The sequence below is a fragment of the Pinirhizobacter soli genome, assembly GCF_015905305.1.
Lineage (GTDB): Bacteria > Pseudomonadota > Gammaproteobacteria > Xanthomonadales > Rhodanobacteraceae > Pinirhizobacter > Pinirhizobacter soli.
Genome location: NZ_JADZLQ010000001.1, coordinates 1,722,154 through 1,742,519, shown reverse-complemented (window position 1 = coordinate 1,742,519; position 20,366 = coordinate 1,722,154). Strand labels below are relative to the sequence as shown.

The window sequence follows — 20,366 nt, the reverse complement described above, 5'->3', positions numbered from 1 at the left end:
CCGGCGCTCCGCGTGCTATCAAGGCGACGGTTGCAACGAGAGAGGAGCGCATGGACGACGCAAACCCACGCCGGGCCCTGGTCACGGGAGCCTCGGCAGGCATCGGCGAGGCTTTTGCGCGCCAGCTGGCGTCGTGTGGCTATCGCCTGGTACTGACCGCGCGGCGCGCGGACCGGCTTCAGGTGCTGGCCGAAGAGTTAAGCCAGCGCCACCACGTCGATGTCCAGGTCATTGCCCTGGATCTTGCCGATCCCGAGGCACCTGCGCAGCTGTTGGCCGAGTTGGCACGACGGAATCTGTGCATAGACATGTTGGTGAACAACGCGGGCTATGGCGTTCCGGGACATTTCGATGCCGTGCCCTGGAGCACGCATGCGCAATTTCTGCAGGTCATGGTCACCGCTCCCACTGAGCTTGCGCATCGGCTGCTGCCGGCGATGCGTGCGCGTGGCTATGGCTACATCATCAACGTGGCTTCGTTGGCGGGGCTCATGCCGGGAACAGCGGGCCAATCCCTTTATGCCGCAGCCAAGGCATACCTGATCAAGTTCTCGCAGTCACTGTCGCTGGAAAATCTCCCCGCTGGCGTGCATGTCACGGCGGTGTGCCCCGGTCTCACTCATAGCGAGTTCCATGACGTTACCGGGTCCCGGTCGCTGGTGTCGCGGTTGCCGCGCTGGTTGTGGATGGACGCCGATACCGTGGTACGGCAATCGCTGGCGGCGGTCGGCCATGGGGATGCGGTCTACGTCAATGGCTGGGTCAACCACATGATCAAGATTGCGTTCAAGATTCTTCCCGACCGCATGGCCCTGCGAATGGTCGGACGCCGGTCCGCCGATTTTCGTATTCAGGGAACAGCCACTCATCCCTAGCGGTTAGATTAGTCAAGGCCATGCACGCACGGCCTTCACGCTATTTGCTACGACGCTTGCCTAGTCTGGTCGATACCTGCCGCCCAAGGCGGTTTCCACGCCAGACGAAGGAACAAGACTGATGAGCACGAATGACCACGATGTGAAAATTCTCAATGGCCTGATCGAGACCACCATCGACAGCGCCGAAGGCTACGCGGAAGCCGCCAAGGACACCCAGAGCACACGCTTCACGTCACTGTTCCAGAGCCGTGCAGGTGAGCGCCGCCAGGTGGCCGGCGTGCTGCAGCGCCAGGTACGCACGTTGGGCGGCAAGCCTGATGACGACGGGACCGTACTGGCCTCGGCCCATCGCCTCTTCGTGAACCTGCGCAAGAGTTTGAGCTCCGGCGATACCGCGGTGGTGGATGAAGTGGAGCGCGGTGAAGACCACATCAAGGCGAAGTTCGAGAGCGCGTTGAAGGACAAGGAGGTGTCGCCGTCCACGCTCACCGTTATCAACGAAGCCTACGCTTCGGTGCGCCAGGGTCACGACCAGATGCGCGACCTCAAGCACGCGATGCATAACAAGAGCTGATCCAGGCGCGGCGCCTACGCCGATCGCGCTGTGTTTCGATGCCAGGGAAAGCGCGCTTTCCCTGGCATTCTTCGATATTGAGCTCTAGGTCACGGCTGGTCCGGCGCGCATCATCTGCGCTGCGACCTGTTCAAGGTAGTCATGATGATGGTAGATCCACGTCACCATCGACTCATTCAGCGCTTTTTCGTGGCGAGCCATGTCGGCGTGGAAGGTTTCGGCCGACCAATTTGCCAAAGAGGGTACGGCCAACTGTGCGGCTTGAACTGCCGCTGAGCAGAAGGGCTCAACCTGGTAACTGTTTTCCAACGTCCAGCGCAGCAGGCTGCTATAGGGTTCCGGTCCGTCGCCCGTCAGCTGGATGACGGCATCCGACGCGAGCATGGCCACGCCACCGTCTGTCGCGGGGCTTATCCTGCACGCGATCCTTCCGTCGTCATGGCGCACGCAGAGGGCGCGACCGCCCAGCGATTGACGCCAGTAATCCGAGCATGCGACCGATAGAGCAAGCAGCACCGGTCGCACGTGATCACCGCGGGCGCGAGTTCCGGGATGCGCGCCGGTCGGAAACGGCGCCCCTCGCACGGTCCATCCATTGCCGAGCACTGGCTGAGGCAGGGTGGCCATGGTGTGTCCTGCGCAGTGTCGTGTACCCGAGTTTGCGTCGGTCGTAAGCCCCCTGGGTACGTTTCCCGCACCCGCTATCCTTTCGACGACGCTTGATATCCTGCTGCAGCTGCCTTGAAACCCTGCGGTTGTCGTCGGATACAAGCTTTCCGCCGGAAGTTTAAAACATCGAGCGTTCAGGCCTGAGGTTGAACTAGCGTGAGTATTTGGCATGCGGCAACTACCTTGCGGGGATTCGGCAAGCCTAGGTCATGCATGTCATCTCGTCTGTCAATTGTCGACCGGGAAATCATCCGACACGACAACCACGCAGATGACGACGGTGATTGACGCCGCGCCTGACGGACACGCTTCGTCGCGACGAGCAAGGTGCGGGTTCTGACCGGAGAATTCGCCATGAAGCACATCGTTGGATTCCTCGTGGCCCTCGTCGCCACCACCGCCACGCCGATCGAAGCCGGGACCAAATCGCCCGAGGCCGGGCCCGCATCGCTCGAAGTCGTTGCCTCGCCGGAATCCCTCGCGCCGCCGTTTGCCCTTGGTGCGGACACCAGCACCTACGTGCGTTGCCACTATCGCGTAAACGTCCACGCCAATCTTCCGGAGACGGGCTGGACGTGGGCACGCACACCCGCCGGCCAATATTTTTCGCTGAAAGGCCACTGGGCCTACCCATCGCTCGAGGCAGCCAACCTGTTCTTTACCGACACCTCGCAGGCCACCATGGCCGGGCAGTGTCGTGACACCCTTCGCCGTGAGGGAAAGGGTGAATTCATGGCGGCCACCGCGGCCGACACGATTTTTTCCTATGACTACAACATCTGGACGAACGACACGCCGCAGGCACCGCCAGGCATCACCCGGATAATCGTTTTCGGCGACAGCCTTAGCGATACGCTCAATGCGTGGAACCGCAGCTTGCGCCTGGTCCCGCACGCGAAGAGCTGGTCGGCCGGTCGATTCAGCAACGGGAAGGTGTGGCCGGAAATCACATCAAGGCTGACCGGGCTGGATCTGATGAACTTCGCCTTCGGCGCCGCCGCCGCGGATGGCAATGTATTGATTCCCGGTATCGTCCAGCAGGTGGACACCTGGCGCCAGCTACGCGCCAAGGGCCGCAACGTGGATGACAACCGCAACGTCTATGCCATCCTTATCGGCGGTAACGATTTCATCAACTACGGCAAGCAGGCCGACGAGGTGCTTGCCAGCGTCGAATTCGCCGCGCGCAAGCTGCTTGACGATGGTGCTGAACACATCGTACTGATGAACCTGCCCGATATTTCGCTAGCACCGGAGGTGCGCGGCAGCTCGCGCGAAACAACTGTGCGTAGTCAGGTGTTGGCGTTCAACAGGGGCCTTGAAATGCTGCGCGAGCGACTGTCAGGTCCATCGCGCGTCGATATCTTCGACACCTATTCGCACTTTGCGGCAGCCCTTGAAAACCCCGCGGACTACGGCTTCGACAACGTCAAGGACAGTTGCCTGGATATTCCGGGGCAGGGCCCTCTCGTGTATGCGGGGTGGCATGCTGTGGCATCGGCATGCAAAACCGCCGATACCTATCTTTTCTGGGATCGATTGCACCCCACCCGCCGCGTTCATGCCGTGCTGGGTGAGGCGATGGCGGACTTCATCGCCTCACGTATAAGGTAAATCCAGCGGCTCAGCCCAGCTTGTAGCCAAACTGTTCCTCGAATGCAGCGGCGAATTCGTCATAGGTGAAGTGCTGGTTCTGCGTGCCCGGGTGTTCCACCTTCAACGCACCCATCAACGATGCCATGCGGCCGATGGTCTTCCACTCCCAGCCCTTCATGATGCCGAAGATCAGGCCCGCGCGGTAAGCATCGCCGCAACCGGTGGGATCGACCACCTGGCGTTCGCGCGCAGGCGGAATCTCGATCACCTGGCCATCGGTGTGGATCAACGAACCGCGCGGACCGAGCGTAATGATGTAGGCCTTCACGCGCGAAGCGATATCGTCGGCGCTCCAGCCGGTGCGCTGTTGCAACAGCTGCGACTCGTAATCGTTGACGATCACGTAGGTCGCCTGTTCGATCATGGTGCGGAATTCCTCGCCGTTGAACAACGGCATGGCCTGGCCCGGATCGAAGATGAAAGGCACGCCTCGCGCGGCGAAATCAGCCGTGTGCTGCAGCATGGCCTCGCGGCCGTCCGGTGCCACGATGCCGAACTCGCAGTCCTTTACGTCGCCCACATGGTTGTGGTGCGCGCTGGACATCGCGCCGGGATGGAAGGCGGTGATCTGGTTGTTGTCCAGGTCCGTGGTGATGAAACACTGGGGCGTGAACTGATCGAAAAACTCGCGCACGCCCTCGAGCGGGATGCCGAACTTCTGCAGGTGATCGCGATAGGGCGCGAAGTCCTGACCCACCGTTGCCATCGGCAACGGGTTGCCGCCGAGCAACTTCAGGTTGTAGGCAATGTTGCCTGCACACCCGCCGAATTCGCGGCGCATCTGCGGCACAAGGAAAGACACATTCAAGATGTGAACCTTGTCCGGCAGGATGTGGTTCTTGAACTGGTCGGGGAACACCATGATGGTGTCGTACGCCAGGGATCCACAAATCACGGCTGACATGTTGCTGCTACCCCACGGGTTGTCCGGGCGCGCCGGCCCGCTGCCGGGGCGCAAAGGGTCCAGATGGTACTAAAAGACTGGCCCCGTGACGATCCGCCGGGCCTGGGGGCCGGCGACGTGCCATGGCAGGAATCGCGCGCATCCTTCGGTTCAACAAGGCTTTCTTAACGAAAGCGCCCTTGCGTGGGCGGGGGGGCGTCACTACCATGACGCGTTGACTTTTTCCTCTTCCGGCAGCCCCAGGTCTCATGTTCAAGAAGTTTCGCGGCATCTTTTCCAACGATATTTCCATCGACCTGGGTACGGCCAATACGCTCATTTATGTGCGCGGCCAGGGTATCGTGCTGAACGAACCCTCGGTGGTCGCCATCCGCCAGGACCGCGGTCCGGGCGGTCCGCGTACGATTGCCGCGGTGGGTACCGATGCAAAGCGCATGCTGGGTCGCACGCCGGGCAATATCGCCACCGTGCGCCCGATGAAGGACGGCGTGATCGCCGACTTCACCATGACCGAGGCCATGCTGCAGCACTTCATCAAGCAGGTGCACCGCTCGCGCCTGCTGCGCCCCAGCCCCCGCGTGCTGGTTTGCGTGCCCTGTGGTTCCACCCAGGTAGAGCGCCGCGCGATCAAGGAATCGGCCGAAGGTGCCGGCGCGCGTGATGTCTTCCTGATCGAAGAGCCCATGGCGGCCGCCATCGGCGCCGGTATCCCGGTGCACGAGGCGCGTGGCTCGATGGTGCTCGATATCGGCGGCGGCACCTCGGAAGTCGCTGTCATCTCCTTGAATGGCATCGTTTATTCGCAGTCTGTGCGCGTGGGTGGCGATCGTTTCGACGAGGCCATCATCAACTACGTGCGCCGCAACCACGGCACCCTGATCGGCGAATCCACTGCCGAGCGCATCAAGCTGGAAATCGGCTGCGCCTTCCCGCAAAGCGAAGTCCGCGAAATCGAGATCTCCGGCCGGAACCTCGCCGAAGGCGTGCCCCGCATGTTCACGATCAACTCCAACGAGGTGCTCGAGGCGCTGCACGAGCCGCTGTCAGGCATCGTTGCCGCGGTGAAGAGCGCGCTTGAGCAGACCCCGCCGGAACTGTGCTCGGACGTCGCTGAGCGCGGCATCGTGCTGACCGGCGGCGGCGCCCTGCTGCGCGACCTGGACCGCCTGATATCGGAAGAAACCGGCCTGCACGTGCAGGTGGCGGACGAGCCTCTTACCTGTGTCGCCCGGGGTGGTGGCAAGGCGCTGGAACTGATCGACCAGCACGGCAGCGATTTCTTCGCTCCAGAGTAAAAAATCCTTTCCGTTGTAGGAGCTTGCGCGTAAGGCTGGCACCCTCCAGGCCAATGTTTCGCGGGCCCGCCCGCCCCTACCTGAAGACTTAAAGCAGCTCCATGGCCCTAAACCGCGACGGCTCGTCCCCGCTATTCTCGCCCTCCGTCGCGGGCACGCTGCGACTGATCGTGTATATGGCGCTGGCCTGCGTGCTGATGGTGCTTGACCACCGCAACGGCTGGATGAGCCGGCTTCGCTACGGCGGTTCGGCGATCATCGAGCCGGTCTACCGGCTCGCTTCGCTGCCCTCCGATGCGTTCCGTACGGCATCCGTGGCCTTCGCCGACCGCAAGCTGCTGACCGAGGCCAACCAGCGCTTGCGCGAAAACCTGCTGCTGGCCAACGCCAAGCTCAACCGCATGGCTTCGGTGGCCGAACAGAATGAGCGCCTGAAGGAACTGCTCGACACGCAGCACAGCCTGGGGATTACGGTGCAGCTGGCGCGCCTGATCGATGTGGATCTGGGCGCCTACCGCCACCGGGTCACGCTGAACCTGGGCGCGCGCGATGGGGTGTCGGTGGGCCAGGTCGTGATCGACGCCCGCGGTGTGATGGGGCAGGTGATCGAAGTGATGCCCACCACGTCCACGGCCATGCTGATTACCGATCCCAATCATGCGGTGCCCGTGACCATCGAACGCACGGGTCTGCGCACGGTGGCCTATGGCGCGCAGGGCGGGGACGCACTCTCCCTGCCGAACATCCCGGTATCGGCCGATGTCCGCGTGGGCGACAAGCTGGTCACCTCGGGCCTGGGCGGCCGTTTCCCGCCGGGTTTCCCGGTGGGCGAGATCACCGAGTCGGGGCAGACCGAATCGGGCATGTTCCTGGCAGCCAAGGCGAAACCCGCCGCCGACGTCGCACGAAGCGATGATGTGCTGCTGCTGCACGACCTTGCTGAACCCGTAGGCCCGCCGCCAGCGGCCTCCGTGGCCGGACCGCCCGCTGCCCTGGCAAGTCCCGTTGACGCCCCGGCTGCCCCGGCTACAACCCGCACGCCAGCCCGCACAACTGCGCCCGCCCGGGCGAGCACCAGCGGAGGTGCGCAATGAGTCGCGCGCGCGTCCGCGGTCTCTGGTTTGCCGGCACCCTGGTGGTGTCGCTGCTGTTGATGCTGATCCCGTTGCCGGCACCGATCCAGCCGCTCAAGCCCTATTGGCCGGCGCTGTTCCTGCTGTACTGGTCGCTGGAGTCATCCGACCGCGTCACCCTGGGCCTGGCCTTCTGCGTGGGCGTGGGGGCCGACATCTTCGACGGCGTACTGCTGGGCGAACAGGCCCTGCGGCTGACAGCACTGGTCTTCATTGCGTTGCGCTTCCGCTCGCGGTTGCGCTTCTTCCCCATGTGGCAACAGACCCTGGCGGTGCTGGGCCTGTTGATGAACGACCGCGTGCTGTTGTTCCTGGTCCGGGTATTGGGTGGTGAACCCATGCCGCCGGCGGCTTATTGGCTGTCGCCGTTCGTAGGCGCGGCGTTCTGGCCCTTCGTGTTCCTGATCCTCGACGACCTGCGCGCGCGCCTGCGCATCCACGAGGCATGAAACTCGGACGCACCGCATTCAAGGAAAGCCGCGGCGAGGCCGACCTCTTCCGCCGGCGCGCCTTCGCCGGGTTTTTCCTGATCCTGATCGGTCTGGTCGCCCTGGTCGGTCGCTATGTGGTGTTGCAGGTGCAGCGCCACGACGAATTTGCCCTGCGCTCTCAGCAGAACTCCATCAAGCCCCGGCCGATCCCGCCGGCGCGCGGTTTGATCTACGACCGCAACGGCGTTTTGCTGGCCGACAACGTACCGGCATTCCGCCTGGAAGCCACGCCCGACCAAGTGCCGGACATGGACAAGATGCTCGCCACCATCGGTTCGGTGGTGCCCTTGAGCGACGAAGACATCGAGACCTTCCGCAAGCAGGTCAAGCAAGGCCGCCGCTTCGACGGCGTGCCATTGAAACTGAAGATGACCGAGGACGAGATCGCCCGCTTCGCCATCAACCAGTGGCGGTTCCCGGGCGTGGAAATCGTGCCTTACCTTACCCGGCGTTATCCGCTGGGTGCGCATATGGCGCACGTGGTGGGTTACGTCAGCCGGATCGATGCCGACGACGTGGCCCGGCTCGATCCCACGCGCTACAAGGGCACCACCCACGTGGGCCGGATCGGCATCGAACGCAGCTACGAAGACCTGCTTCACGGCACACCAGGCTATGAGCTGGTTGAAGTGAATGCCGATGGCCGCGTGCAGCAGGTGCTGGAAACCCACGCGCCCACGCCGGGCAAGAACCTCTATCTTTCCATTGACGTACGCCTGCAAAAGGCGGCCGAGGATGCCTTCAACGGCCGCCTGGGCGCCGCCGTGGCGATCGATCCGCGCAATGGCCAGGTGCTGGCCTTCGTCAGCGTGCCCAGCTTCGACCCGAACCTCTTCGTCAACGGCATCAGCGGCCAGGATTACCACTCGCTGATGACCTCGGAAGACAAACCCCTGTACAACCGCGCGCTGCGAGGCGTGTATCCGCCCGGCTCCACGGTGAAGCCCTTCGTGGCCCTGGCGGGCCTGGAATATGGTGTCAGGCGCCCGGGTGACACGGTGTTGTCCACGGGCGAATTCTGTATTCCGGGGCAGTCGCGCTGCTACCGCGACGACAAGCAGGGCGGCGACGGCACGGTGAACATGGTGCGTGCCATTGAGCTGTCGACCAATACCTACTTCTACCGGCTGGCGCTGGACCTGGGCATCGACCGGTTCTCCACCTTCCTGCGCAAGTTCAGTTTTGGCGAGAAAACCGGCATTGATCTGGTTGGCGAAGTGCCCGGCGTGCTGCCCTCGCGCGAATGGAAGGCCACGCGGAGCAAGGCCGGCTGGTACCCGGGCGAAACCATCATTTCCGGCATCGGCCAGGGTTACTGGGCCGTCACCGCACTGCAGCTGGCACATGCCACGGCCACCGTCGCCGGCAAGGGGGTTCCCTACACGCCACACCTGTTGATGCGCACGCAGGATGGCGTGGATGCCCAACCCTTGGATGTGCCGTGGAGCTCCAGCGGTCCCTCGGTCATCACCAAAACCGCCAATTGGGACGTGATCAATCAGGGCATGACGGCGGTGATCAACGGCGTGGGCACGGGCAAGGGCCTGGGGATTGGCTTTCCCTACGTGATTGCCGGTAAATCGGGCACCGCCGAGCGTTTTTCCCGTACCACCAACGCCTACGACACCCGCAAGAGCACCGCGTACCTCGCCACCCGGCATCGAGCCCTGTTCATCGCCTTCACGCCGGCGGAAGATCCGAAGATCGCCGTGGCGGTGATCCTGGAAGCCGGTGCATGGGGCGCGAAGGATTCCGGCCCGATCGCGCGCAAGCTGCTGGACCAGTGGGTAGTCGATGAGGGCGGCGAGCGCCCCGCGCCTCCCGCATCCAGCGCGCTGCCGCCGCCAGCGCCTGCCGTGCCGCCGCCGACGCAAGAGCCGGCGGACCCCAGCGAGCTGGCGCCAGCGGACGCCGCCAGTACCGAGGACACGCCATGATCGATACCTTCGCCATCCGCATGCAGCGCTTCGCGCGGCGGGTGCTGCGCCGGCCGCGCGTGGATCTTCCGCTGATCGGCGCGCTTATCGTGCTTGGCGGCGTGGGGCTGGCAACCCTCTACAGTGCCGGCGGCGGCAACATGGGCCTGGTGGTCGGGCAAGCCGCCCGCTTCGGGCTGGGCGGCTTGCTGATCCTGGTGATTTCGCGCATCCCGCCGCCGGTGCTGCGCTCGTGGACGCCCTGGCTCTACGTGGGAAGCACGTGCCTGCTGATGGTTGTCGCGGTGCTGGGCGAGGGCAGGGGCGCCTATCGCTGGCTGGACCTGGGCGTCATGCGCTTCCAGCCATCGGAATTGTTGAAGCTCACCATGCCGATGATGGTGGCCTGGTACCTGCATCCACGGCAGCTGCCGCCTTCGTGGAAGGACATCGTGGTGGTGGGCATGCTGATTGCCATTCCGGCCGCCCTGATCGCCGAGCAACCGGACCTGGGCACGGCGCTGCTGGTGGTTGCCGCCGGTGCCTTCGCGCTGTTCCTGTCGGGCATGGCCTGGTGGCGCATCGGCGTGCTGGTGGGCGCCGTCGGCGCGGTGATCCCGGTGGCCTGGCATTTCCTGCACGAATACCAGCGCAATCGCGTGCGTACATTGTTGGACCCCGAATCCGATCCCCTGGGCAACGGCTGGCACATCATCCAGTCGCAGATCGCGGTGGGTTCAGGCGGAGTGTTCGGCAAGGGCTGGCAGCAAGGCACGCAGTCGCGGCTGGAATTCCTGCCCGAGCACACCACCGACTTCATCTTCGCCGTGTTCTCCGAGGAATTCGGCCTGGTCGGGGTGATCGGCATCGTCCTGCTGTATGCGTTCATCATCGGCCGCTGCCTGTGGATTGCCATGAACGCACGCGATACCTACTCGCGCCTGCTCGCCGGCGCGATCGCCATGAGCTTCTTCGTCTACGTATTCGTCAACGGCGGCATGGTGGCCGGCATGCTGCCGGTGGTGGGCGTGCCGATGCCGCTGGTGAGCTACGGCGGCACCTCGGCGGTGTCGCTGCTCACCGGCTTTGGCGTATTGATGTCGATCCACGCCAACCAGAAAACTCATAGTTAGATGCGGGGGTGACGGCATGCGTGTCCACCTGCAATCATGCAGCGGCAATGACGCATCGGATTGGTTACCCTGAAAAGCATGTTCAAGTCGCTGATGTTGTGTTTCTGCCTGGCAGCGTGCGCGTTGCCGTTCGGCGTCGCCCGCGCTGAAACCCATCCTGGCGAAGCGGCATTGGTGCGCGAGGTGGCCAAGGCCACCGGCAAGAGCCCCAAGGCGCTCACCGCCATCCTGGACAAGGCGAAGATGCAGCAAAGCATCATCGATGCGATGAACCGGCCGGCCGAGGCCAAGCCCTGGCGCGATTACCGTCCGATCTTCATGACCGACAAGCGCATCGGCGAGGGCGTGGCGTTCTACCGCGCCAACCGGGCCCTGGTGGACGACACCGCGCGCAAGTATGGCGTGGCGCCGGAAATTATCGTGGCCATCGTTGGCGTCGAAACGAGCTACGGCAAGGTGCTGGGCAAGTACAAGGTGATCGATGCGCTGGTCACGCTGGCGTTTTATTACCCCAAGCGGGCGCCTTTCTTCCGCGAGCAGCTGAAAGCACTGCTGATGCTGCCGGACAACCACCTTGCCGGCCCCATCGATACCCTGGTGGGTTCCTATGCTGGAGCCCAGGGCTGGGGCCAGTTCATGCCCACCTCGATCCGCGACTGGGGCGTGGATGCCGATGGCAACGGGCATATCGACATGCGTAATTCGCTGCCCGATATCCTGGCAAGCGTAGCCAACTATTTCGTCAAGCACGGCTGGGAGGCTGGCGACCCGGTGGCCATCCGCGCGCAACCGGATAACGCGCCGGAGCTCCCCGAGATCAACGATTTCGTGCCGCGCTGGAGCCTGGAGCAATTCATGGCCTGGGGTTTTGCGCCGTTGCAGCACACCGACCCGGGCCGCCAGGCGACCGTGGTGCGCCTGGACGGACCCACGGGCGATGAATACTGGTTCACCTTCAATAACTTCCTGGTGATCACCAAATACAACCGCAGCCCGCTTTATGCCATGGCGGTAAACCAGCTGGCGCAGGCCATCGCGATGCAAGTGCGTGGATCCACCGTTCTGCAATGAGTGCCGCGCGCCGAACCGCTCCCCAGAAGAGGCCATGGCGCCGGCTGGCCATGCTGTGCGTGGTCGCAGGCCTGGTGCTGCTGCTGGCTGCTTGTGGCGGTTCGAAGACGAAGCCGTCGAAGGGATCGACATCGCGTCCCAATGTGGGTGGTGCGCCCGGGCGCCGGGGCGGGGTCAACGACGACACCAGCCGTCCGCAGGGTTCGCGCTACGGTGTGGACAACGATAGCGTTCCCAACGACAACCTCGACGTCAGCAAGCTGGTAGAGCCCACTCCGCGCAATGAACCGCGCTCGCTCTACGGCAACAAGAGTCCGTACAGCGTGCTGGGCAAGTCCTACACGGTGCTGCCCAATGCCAGCGGCTACGACGAGCGCGGCATTGCCTCGTTCTACGGTTCGAAATTCCACGGGTACAAGACCTCGAACTTCGAGGACTACGATATGTACCAGTTCACCGCGGCACACAAGACATTGCCGCTACCGAGCTATGCCCGGGTGACCAACCTGGAGAACGGCAAGTCGGTGGTGGTGCGGATCAACGACCGCGGTCCGTTCCACGAGAACCGCATCATCGATCTTTCCTATGCCGCCGCCGTGAAGATCGGTGTCTGGCCCAAGGGCACGGGATTGGTCGAAGTGCGATCGATCGATCCGGACCACCCCGATGCCCCCGGCACGCTGGTGTCCTCGGGAGCAGCTTCGTCGCCGCCTTCGCGTCCTGTTCCGGTGCCAATGCCCGCGCGACCATCGCCGATGGTTGTTGCCGGCCCAGCCGGCGCTGGCGCCGTATCGCGCCCGGCTGGGGCTGCGACTACGCCGCCACCAGCCAGTTCGCGCATCGCCTTCCAGCCGCAAGCCACCTCTAGTCCCAGTGGCGCCGCCAGCGCTGCCATCGTTCCGCCACCGATGCGCCCGGTCACCGCCCCGTCAGCGGGCGATATTGCCTCGGCCAGCATCGCTTCGGCGTTGCCGCCGGAACCCTCGGCGCCGCCCGCGGTCCCAACCGTCAACCCCAAACCGAAAATCTACCTGCAAGTGGGCGCTTTTTCCGATCTTGCCAATGCCTCGCGCGTGGCCGACCAGCTGGACAAAGCCGGCCTCGGGCCCGTGAGCATCATTCAGGCCGATATCAATGGCCGCAGTGTGCGCCGGGTGCGCGTGGGACCGCTGGCGGACGTGGACACCGCCGACCGCGTGACCGACCAGATCGCAGGCCTGGGCCTGCCCCGACCCTCGGTCGCGGTAGACTGAGCGCTTGGCCTCAAGGCCATGGCACCACTTTGAAGACCTTACCGGACACAACCTAACGATGAAATTTGCACCCCGTTCGCTGCTCGCCCTCGTAGCCACCCTTGCTGTCGCCGCCACTGCCGCCCAGACCGCGCCACCGCGGCCGGTGCCCGTGCCGCGGCCGGTGGTACCCGAGGCGCCGGTGCCGCCGCCACCGGAAGTGGACGGCAAGAGCTGGGTGCTGATGGACTACAACACCGGGCAGGTCCTGGCCTCGAAGGATCCGGACGTGCAGGTCGAGCCCGCCTCGATCACCAAGGTGATGACCGACTACGTGGTGTCGGCGGAAATTGCCAACGGCAAGATCCACATGAACGACCAGGTCAACATCAGCGAGAACGCCTGGCGCGGCGGTGGCGCGGGTACCGACGGCTCCACCAGCTTCCTCAAGCTCAACAGCCAGGTGAACCTCAAAGACCTGCTCTACGGCATGATCATCCAGTCGGGCAACGATGCCGCCATTGCCCTGGCCGAGCACACCGCGGGCTCGGAAACGGCGTTCGCCAACCTGATGAACGCGTACGCCAAGCAGATCGGCATGACGCACTCGCAGTTCCAGAATGCATCCGGCTACCCGATCGCCAACCACTACACCACGGCCCGTGACATCGCCATCCTGTCCCGCGCGCTGATCCACGATTTCCCCGAGGACTACGCGATTTCCGCGGTCAAGGAGTTCGAGTGGAACGGCATCAAACAGCACAACCGCAACCTGCTGCTGTGGCGCGACAACAACGTCGACGGCATCAAGACCGGCCATACCGCGGCTGCCGGTTATTGCCTGGCGGCCTCGTCGAAAGTGGGCGACTCACGCATGATCGCCATCGTCATGGGCGCCAGCAGCGAGAAAGGCCGCGCCGATGCAGCCCTGGCGCTGATGAACTACGGCTTCCGCTTCTACGAGTCGCACAAGCTGTACGACCACGCCAAGCCGCTGGCGACGCCGAAGCTCTGGAAGGGCGCTGAAAACTCCATTCCGCTGGGCGTGGAGGCCGATGTGCTGGTGACCGTCAAGCGCGGCGACTACGACAAACTCAAGGCCGACATGGACGTCCCCGCTACCCTGATAGCCCCGTTCAAGAAGGGCCAGCAGGTGGGCACGCTGCGCATCACGCTCGACGGCCAGCCGGTGTCCAGCACCCCGCTGGTGGCCCTGGAAGATGCGCCCGAAGGCGGGTTCTTCTCACGGCTGTGGGACACCATCATGTTGTGGTTCCATAGCGACAAGAAATAAGCGGAGGGCAGGCGATGCAGATCAACGATATCCAGCCGGCCGAGGGGCAGGGCTTCCAGTTCCCCGGCGAGTTCGAGATCACCGCGATGGGCAACGCCGCTGCCCATCTGGAAACGCTGGTCCCTGAACTGCTCCAGGGCGTGGGGCTCGAAGTGCTGCATGAAACCGTTTCCTCGCGCCAATCCAGCGGCGGCACCTACACCTCGGTGACCATCCGGTTCCTGTGCCGGACCCGCGAGGATTACGACAAGGCCCATGAGGTGCTGCGGGCCCACGACGAAATCCGCTTCACTCTCTAGCCGTCGCGGGGCTTGCGAACGCGGCCCCGAACCCGCAGATTGCCGGCATTGCATTTGATTCCCGGCCTGCCATGTCCCTTCCTCTGAATATCCGCCGGCTCGGCCGCGTCCCGTACGAGGCCAGCTGGAAGGCGATGAGCGCCTTCACCGACAACCGTACCGAGGACACCCCGGACGAACTGTGGCTGCTTGAGCACGATCCGGTATTTACCCTTGGCCAGGCTGGCAAAATGGAACACGTCCTTGCCCCGGGTGATATTCCGGTGGTTCCGGTGGACCGCGGTGGACAGGTCACCTACCACGGACCGGGCCAGATCGTGGCCTACCCGATGGTAGACCTGCGCCGCTCAGGCGTGGGCGTGCGGGAACTGGTGAACCGTATCGAGCAGGCCATCATCGACACCATGGGCCACTGGAACATCGTGGCCGAACGGGTGGAGGGTGCCCCAGGGGTGTACGTGGCCGGGGCCAAGGTGGCCGCCCTGGGCCTGCGCGTGCGCCGGGGCTGCAGCTTCCATGGCCTGGCCTTCAACGTGAACATGGATCTTTCCCCGTACCACCGCATCAACCCCTGCGGCTACAAGGGCTTGGAGGTCACGCAGGTGCTAGACTTGGGCGGACCGTCGTCCCTCGCGGAAGTGGAAAATACCCTGGTAGAGGAATTCTGCCGGCAGTTCGATTTCCGCCCCGTGCAAGCCGATCCCCACCTCCCCGAACTCCCGGCCCGCGTCGCGGTCTGAAAGCCCTAGAGCAGCCATGAGCCAAGTGTCCACGTCCCCCTTGAAGTCCATTCCCATCGCGGTTGTCGACAAGCCTGGCGAGAAAATGCTCGGCAACGACAAGATCGCGCTCAATCGCGCGGGTTTCGATAGCACCGTTCCCACCTTGCGCAAGCCCAGCTGGATCCGCGTGCGCTTGCCGCAGGGCAACGCGGTGCAGCAGCTGAAGGCGCGCCTGCGCGAAAACTCGCTGGTCACCGTGTGCGAGGAAGCCTCCTGCCCGAACATCCATGAGTGCTTCTCCAAGGGCACGGCCACCTTCATGATCCTCGGCGAGGTTTGCACCCGCCGTTGCTCGTTCTGCGATGTCGCCCATGGCCGCCCGCAGCCGCCCGATCCGCTGGAGCCGGCGCGCCTGGCCCAGACCATCGCCGACATGCGCCTGCGCTACGTGGTGATCACCTCGGTCGACCGCGACGACCTGCGCGACGGCGGCGCCTCGCATTTCGCCGCCTGCATCCGTGCCACGCGCCATGCCAGCCCCGACATCCGCATCGAGATCCTCACCCCGGATTTCCGTGGCAAGGGCCGCATGGAGCGCGCGCTGGAAGTGCTCAAGGAATACCCGCCGGATGTGTTCAACCACAACCTGGAAACCGTGCCCCACCTCTACCGCGAGGTGCGCCCGGGTGCCGACTACCAGTGGTCGCTGGATTTGCTCAAGCAGTTCAAGGCGCAGCATCCGGATGTGCCGACTAAGTCCGGCATCATGCTGGGCCTGGGCGAAACCCACGAGCAGGTGCTGCAGACCATGAGCGATCTACGCGCCCATGACGTCAACATGATCACCATAGGCCAGTACCTGCAGCCAACGGCGCATCACCATCCGGTGGTCCGCTACTGGACGCCGGACGAATTCGAAGCACTGCGCGTGGCGGGCGAGGCGATGGGTTTCGACCATGTCGCGTCCGGACCGCTGGTGCGTTCTTCCTACCATGCCGACCTGCAGGCGCACGCCGCCGGCGTCGTCGAATAAACACACGCAACTCCAGGCGAATCCACTGATATGACACTCCGCCCCGCGTTCGCCCTGCTGCTGGCATTGTCCGCTGCCGGCCTCCATGCCCAGGCCGCCGCCCCGGCGAAGGCCAGTGCGCCCGCCGCCCAGGCACCGGCTGCGAATCAGCAACAGGACGCCTCCGAGGCCGCCACCTCGCCGGTGGCCAAGCGCAAGGTTTCGGAGCTTCCGCTGAAGTGGAATCCCACCGAAGCCCAGGCCGCCCAGTTGTCGGCGCGCTTCCTGACGCGTTTCCACTACCAGGCTCAGCCGCTCGACGACGCCATGTCGGCGAAGATCTACAAGGCCTACTTCGATTCGCTGGACAGCGAAAAGGTGTTCTTCACCCAGGAGGACATGACCAAGTTCGAACCGATGAAGACGCAGTTCGACGATGCGGTCTGGAACCAGGATCTCTCCGCGCCCTTCAGCGTGTTCAACCTGTACCTCACGCGCGCGCTCGACCGCATGAACTATGCACGCGGCCTGCTGAAGAAGGGTTTCGACTTCGCCGGCAACGAAACATACAACTACGACCGCAAGAAGGCCGCCTGGCCCAAGGATCAGGCCGAGCTGGATGATCTGTGGCGCCGACGCACCATGAACGACTGGATGCGCCTCAAGCTCGCCGGCAAGTCCGACGATGAAATCCGCAAGACGCTCGACAAGCGCTATGCGAACTACATCGACCGCGTACGCCAGCTTGACCAGGAAGACGCCTTCCAGACCTTCATGACGGCTTATGCCGAATCCACCGACCCGCATACCGATTACCTCGGTCCCCGTGCGGCGGAGAATTTCGACATCGCCATGAAGCTCTCGCTCGAGGGCATCGGCGCGGTGCTGCAGGGTCGCGACGACTACACCATGATCCGTGAGCTCGTCCCGGCAGGCCCGGCGGCGAAGTCTGGCCAGGTCTCGGTGGGCGACCGCATCGTTGCCATCGGCCAGGGCACCACCGGCCCCATGGTGGATGTGGTGGGCTGGCGCCAGGACGATGTGGTGAAGCTGATCCGCGGCAAGAAGGACACCACCGTGCGGCTGGAGATCCTGCCCGCCGATGTGGGCATGGACGGCAAGCACAAGCAGATCACGCTGGTGCGCAAGAAAGTGACCATGGAAGAGCAGGCGGCGAAGAAGAAGATCGTGGAGTGGAAGGACGGCGACGTCGACCACAAGGTCGGCGTGATCGACCTTCCCACGTTCTATCAGGACTTCGGCGCACGCCGCGAAGGCGACAACAATTTCAAGAGCGCCACCCGCGACGTTGCCAAGCTGCTGGGTGAGCTGAAGGCCGAGAAGGTCGAGGCCGTGGTGGTGGACCTGCGCAACAACGGCGGCGGTTCGCTGTCCGAGGCCAATGAGCTCACGGGCCTGTTCATCGACCAGGGCCCGGTGGTGCAGGTGCGCGACGCGCGCGGCCAGGTGGAAGTGCAGGGTGACGACCAGGTGGGCATGAGCTGGGACGGCCCGCTAGCCGTGCTGGTGAACCGTGGCTCGGCGTCGGCGTCGGAGATCTTCGCCGCCGCGATCCAGGACTACGGCCGTGGCCTGATCATCGGTGAGCCGACGTTCGGCAAGGGCACCGTGCAGAACCTGGTGGATCTGGACCGTTTCGGCCAGGCATCGGAGTCGGCCAAGTACGGCGAGCTGAAGATGACCATCGCCCAGTTCTTCCGCATCAACGGCGGCAGCACGCAGCTGCGCGGCGTTACGCCGGAAATCCAGTTCCCGCAGAATGGCGACGCAAAGGATTTTGGCGAGTCCACCTACGACAACGCACTGCCCTGGACGCAGATCGCACCGGCCAACTACAAAGCCGTAGCCGACCTGAAGCCCCTGGTGGCACCACTGCAGGCCAGGCACGACGCGCGCACGGCCAAGTCGCCAGGCTGGAAGCTGATGCTCGACGAGCTCGCCGCCTACCGCAAGGCCCGCGACAAGACCGAAGTCTCGCTCAACTACGCCCAGCGCGAAGTGGAACGCAAGCAGATGGACGCCATGCAGGCGGACTTCCGCGCCCGCCACAAGGCCCTCGACGGCGGCACTGGCAAGCCGGGCGACATTGCCACGGGCAAGGGCAGCGACGACGACGATCCGGCCGACACCGGCGACGACGGCCTGCAAGCCAACGAGCGCAGCCTGAAGAGCGAACTGCAGGCCGAAAAAGACGCCAAGAAAGCCAAGGACCCGCAGCTCGACGAAACCGCCCACATCGTGGCCGACGAAGTCCAGCTGATCAAAGCCGACACGCGCCTGGCCGCTACGGTGCTGCCGTACGCGGGCAAGGGCATGAACACCGACGCTCCGGTGCCGCCGACGCCTACTGCGCAGAATCCGCACTGAGGGTTTTGACGGCTCGGCTTCGCCATCGCGATGGGCGCTCGGCTGCGCCATCGCGGTGAGGAGCCTCCGCCGGCCGCCCTCACCGCGACTGGCTTCGCCGTCCTGACGGGAAAGGAGAGCCGCTGCGCGGCTCGTGTCTTGTGGCTTCGCCCCGTCAAGACCGCACAGTCGGGCGGGGTTTTTCGAATCGGCATCCTGCCTCAGCGAAAAATACCGGCCATCCATGGCCGGCACCGCTGCGCGGCCTTGTCCGCCCGACTGTGCTCGGCTGCAGAAGTCGCGGTGAAGGCGGCCGGCGGAGGCTCCTCACACGTCTCGATGGTTTGGGAGGAGAGCGAAGGGCGAAGGGTGAAGGGCGAAGAGCACGGAACGCGAAGGGCGATTTTGGCGCGTGCGTTTTTGTGAGTTGCTGGTGCGTGAGTTGCGTCCGCGGAACGGACTGGGCGGATGAACACACCGGTCTTTGCACCCTCGCTCAGGTCATCATCGCTTCGCGATAAATGACCTGAGCTACTTCAGCTTGCCGTATTCAGTTTCTTCGCTCGCACCGACGCGATGGCGAAGCCGAGCCCGCTAACCCGCTGCGGCACCAACCGCCACGAACTTCATCGCCACGGCGTTCATGCAGTAACGCAGGCCCGTCGGTCGCGGGCCGTCATCGAACACATGGCCTAGGTGAGCATCGCAGCGTGCGCACGATACGGCGGTGCGTTCTTCGAACAGGCTGGTGTCGCTGCTTTGCACGACGTTGCGTTTGGATAGCGGCTGCCAGAAGCTGGGCCAGCCGGTGCCTGAGTCGAACTTGGTGGCTGAGTCGAACAGGGCGGTGTCGCAGCAGATGCAGCGGTACAGGCCGTTGTCGTGGCGGTCCCAGCCGGGGCCGGTGTAGGCGCGCTCGGTGCCTTCGTGGCGGGTGACTTGCCAGGAGAGCGGGGAGAGTTTTGCCTTCCATGCTTCGTCGGTCATCACCACTTTCGGCTCGACGCAGGTGCCGAGGGGCTTCTTGTCGGCGCCGAAGCAATCCAGGGTGACGTTACCGGTGGGCGGGGCGCCTGACGGGCCCTGGGTGGGCGCCAGGGCGTCGGCCAGCAGGCGGCCGGCGGGCAGGATGCCCACGGCGGCGAGGGCGGCAGCGACGCCGAGGAAGCGGCGGCGGGTGGTGGTTGGCATGGGTGTTCTCCGGTTTGCTGACAAGGAGACCGCCGGAGGGGTGAAGTCATTGCGTAGAGCGCTGGCTTCGTTCAGCCTGCTGCCATGAGCGCTCAACCACTCCCGCCGCGCGTGGTGCTGGACACCAATGTTTGCCTGGACCTGTTCTTTTTCCGCGATCCGCGCTGCCAGGCCCTGGCCCAGGCGCTGACGGAGGGCCGGGTGCAGGCGGTGTCGCGGGCCGATTGCCATGCTGAGTGGCTGCGGGTACTTACCTACCCGGATCTGCCGATCACCGACGCGGGGCGTCAGCAGGCGATGGCGGCCTACGATGCCCATCTGTCGTTTCCGGACCTGGAGGAAAAAGACGGTGTAGCGTTGCCTCGCTGCCGTGATCCCGATGACCAGATGTTCCTGGAAGTGGCCCTGGGGGCGGGTGCGGGGGCGCTGGTAACCAAGGACAACGAGTTGTTGCGCCTGGCTTCGCGCTGTCCGTGGTTTGCCATCGTGTTGCCGGAAGCGTGGCAACCCTAGAGGGACTTTCGACCGG

Annotated in this window: 19 protein-coding genes; 16 read left to right on the top strand and 3 right to left on the bottom strand. The window is 64.3% G+C overall.

From position 1 onward, the window contains the following. The first annotated feature begins 50 nt into the window (after positions 1-50). A complete protein-coding gene (locus tag NDK18_RS07575; protein WP_250624894.1) occupies positions 51-875 on the top strand; it encodes an SDR family NAD(P)-dependent oxidoreductase in 825 nt (274 codons plus the stop codon). A 121-nt stretch (positions 876-996) separates the two neighbouring features. Next, positions 997-1,452 (top strand): PA2169 family four-helix-bundle protein, encoded by a 456-nt coding sequence (locus NDK18_RS07570; RefSeq protein ID WP_250624895.1) that lies wholly within the window; start codon positions 997-999, stop codon positions 1,450-1,452. 84 nt (positions 1,453-1,536) lie between these two features. Here the strand turns inward: NDK18_RS07570 and NDK18_RS07565 are convergent, their stop codons facing one another. Then, positions 1,537-2,079 (bottom strand): hypothetical protein, encoded by a 543-nt coding sequence (locus NDK18_RS07565; RefSeq protein WP_250627445.1) that lies wholly within the window; start codon positions 2,077-2,079, stop codon positions 1,537-1,539. 396 nt (positions 2,080-2,475) lie between these two features. Between NDK18_RS07565 and NDK18_RS07560 the strand changes: the two genes are divergently transcribed. Continuing rightward, the gene (locus NDK18_RS07560) at positions 2,476-3,735 is read left to right on the top strand and encodes an SGNH/GDSL hydrolase family protein (protein ID WP_250627444.1); all 1,260 of its coding nucleotides are present in this window, start codon (positions 2,476-2,478) and stop codon (positions 3,733-3,735) included. Between the two features lie 10 nt (positions 3,736-3,745). Here NDK18_RS07560 and NDK18_RS07555 read toward each other — a convergent pair whose 3' ends face one another. Then, positions 3,746-4,681, bottom strand: a complete 936-nt coding sequence (locus tag NDK18_RS07555) for a carbohydrate kinase family protein (RefSeq protein WP_250627443.1) — start codon at positions 4,679-4,681, stop codon at positions 3,746-3,748. Positions 4,682-4,929: 248 nt separating this feature from the next. Between NDK18_RS07555 and NDK18_RS07550 the strand changes: the two genes are divergently transcribed. The 12 genes from NDK18_RS07550 (at position 4,930) to NDK18_RS07495 (ending at position 18,667) form a co-directional block, all read left to right on the top strand. Further along, positions 4,930-5,976, top strand: coding sequence for a rod shape-determining protein (locus NDK18_RS07550; protein ID WP_250624899.1), 1,047 nt, complete (start codon positions 4,930-4,932; stop codon positions 5,974-5,976). A 101-nt stretch (positions 5,977-6,077) separates the two neighbouring features. Next, on the top strand, positions 6,078-7,070 hold the full coding sequence (mreC, locus tag NDK18_RS07545; protein ID WP_250624900.1) for a rod shape-determining protein MreC: 993 nt from the start codon (positions 6,078-6,080) through the stop codon (positions 7,068-7,070). Beyond that, positions 7,067-7,558 carry a rod shape-determining protein MreD gene (gene mreD / locus NDK18_RS07540; RefSeq protein ID WP_250627442.1) on the top strand — a complete coding sequence of 164 codons (492 nt, stop codon included), beginning with the start codon at positions 7,067-7,069 and terminating at the stop codon, positions 7,556-7,558. Before mreC ends, mreD begins: the two co-directional genes overlap by 4 nt. After that, on the top strand, positions 7,555-9,537 hold the full coding sequence (mrdA, locus tag NDK18_RS07535; protein ID WP_250627441.1) for a penicillin-binding protein 2: 1,983 nt from the start codon (positions 7,555-7,557) through the stop codon (positions 9,535-9,537). The genes mreD and mrdA overlap by 4 nt, the downstream gene beginning before the upstream one ends. Beyond that, complete coding sequence (gene rodA / locus NDK18_RS07530) at positions 9,534-10,649, top strand: rod shape-determining protein RodA (protein ID WP_250624903.1); 1,116 nt, start codon at positions 9,534-9,536, stop codon at positions 10,647-10,649. Before mrdA ends, rodA begins: the two co-directional genes overlap by 4 nt. Positions 10,650-10,727: 78 nt before the next feature. Beyond that, complete coding sequence (gene mltB, locus NDK18_RS07525; RefSeq protein ID WP_425502736.1) at positions 10,728-11,720, top strand: lytic murein transglycosylase B; 993 nt, start codon at positions 10,728-10,730, stop codon at positions 11,718-11,720. Next, positions 11,717-12,973, top strand: a complete 1,257-nt coding sequence (locus NDK18_RS07520; protein ID WP_250627440.1) for a septal ring lytic transglycosylase RlpA family protein — start codon at positions 11,717-11,719, stop codon at positions 12,971-12,973. The genes mltB and NDK18_RS07520 overlap by 4 nt, the downstream gene beginning before the upstream one ends. Positions 12,974-13,031: 58 nt before the next feature. After that, positions 13,032-14,246, top strand: a complete 1,215-nt coding sequence (locus tag NDK18_RS07515) for a D-alanyl-D-alanine carboxypeptidase family protein (RefSeq protein WP_250624905.1) — start codon at positions 13,032-13,034, stop codon at positions 14,244-14,246. 14 nt (positions 14,247-14,260) lie between these two features. Further along, positions 14,261-14,545 (top strand): DUF493 family protein, encoded by a 285-nt coding sequence (locus NDK18_RS07510; RefSeq protein WP_250624906.1) that lies wholly within the window; start codon positions 14,261-14,263, stop codon positions 14,543-14,545. 71 nt (positions 14,546-14,616) lie between these two features. Then, a complete protein-coding gene (lipB, locus tag NDK18_RS07505; protein WP_250627439.1) occupies positions 14,617-15,285 on the top strand; it encodes a lipoyl(octanoyl) transferase LipB in 669 nt (222 codons plus the stop codon). Positions 15,286-15,301: 16 nt separating this feature from the next. After that, entirely contained in the window at positions 15,302-16,300 is a 999-nt protein-coding gene (gene lipA / locus NDK18_RS07500; RefSeq protein WP_250624908.1) for a lipoyl synthase, read from the top strand. Positions 16,301-16,330: 30 nt separating this feature from the next. Continuing rightward, the gene (locus NDK18_RS07495; RefSeq protein WP_250627438.1) at positions 16,331-18,667 is read left to right on the top strand and encodes a carboxy terminal-processing peptidase; all 2,337 of its coding nucleotides are present in this window, start codon (positions 16,331-16,333) and stop codon (positions 18,665-18,667) included. A 573-nt stretch (positions 18,668-19,240) separates the two neighbouring features. Here NDK18_RS07495 and msrB read toward each other — a convergent pair. Next, positions 19,241-19,837 carry a peptide-methionine (R)-S-oxide reductase MsrB gene (msrB, locus tag NDK18_RS07490; protein WP_250627437.1) on the bottom strand — a complete coding sequence of 199 codons (597 nt, stop codon included), beginning with the start codon at positions 19,835-19,837 and terminating at the stop codon, positions 19,241-19,243. Positions 19,838-19,921: 84 nt separating this feature from the next. Between msrB and NDK18_RS07485 the strand changes: the two genes are divergently transcribed. Continuing rightward, on the top strand, positions 19,922-20,350 hold the full coding sequence (locus NDK18_RS07485) for a putative toxin-antitoxin system toxin component, PIN family (protein ID WP_250627436.1): 429 nt from the start codon (positions 19,922-19,924) through the stop codon (positions 20,348-20,350). Positions 20,351-20,366: the final 16 nt, after the last annotated feature.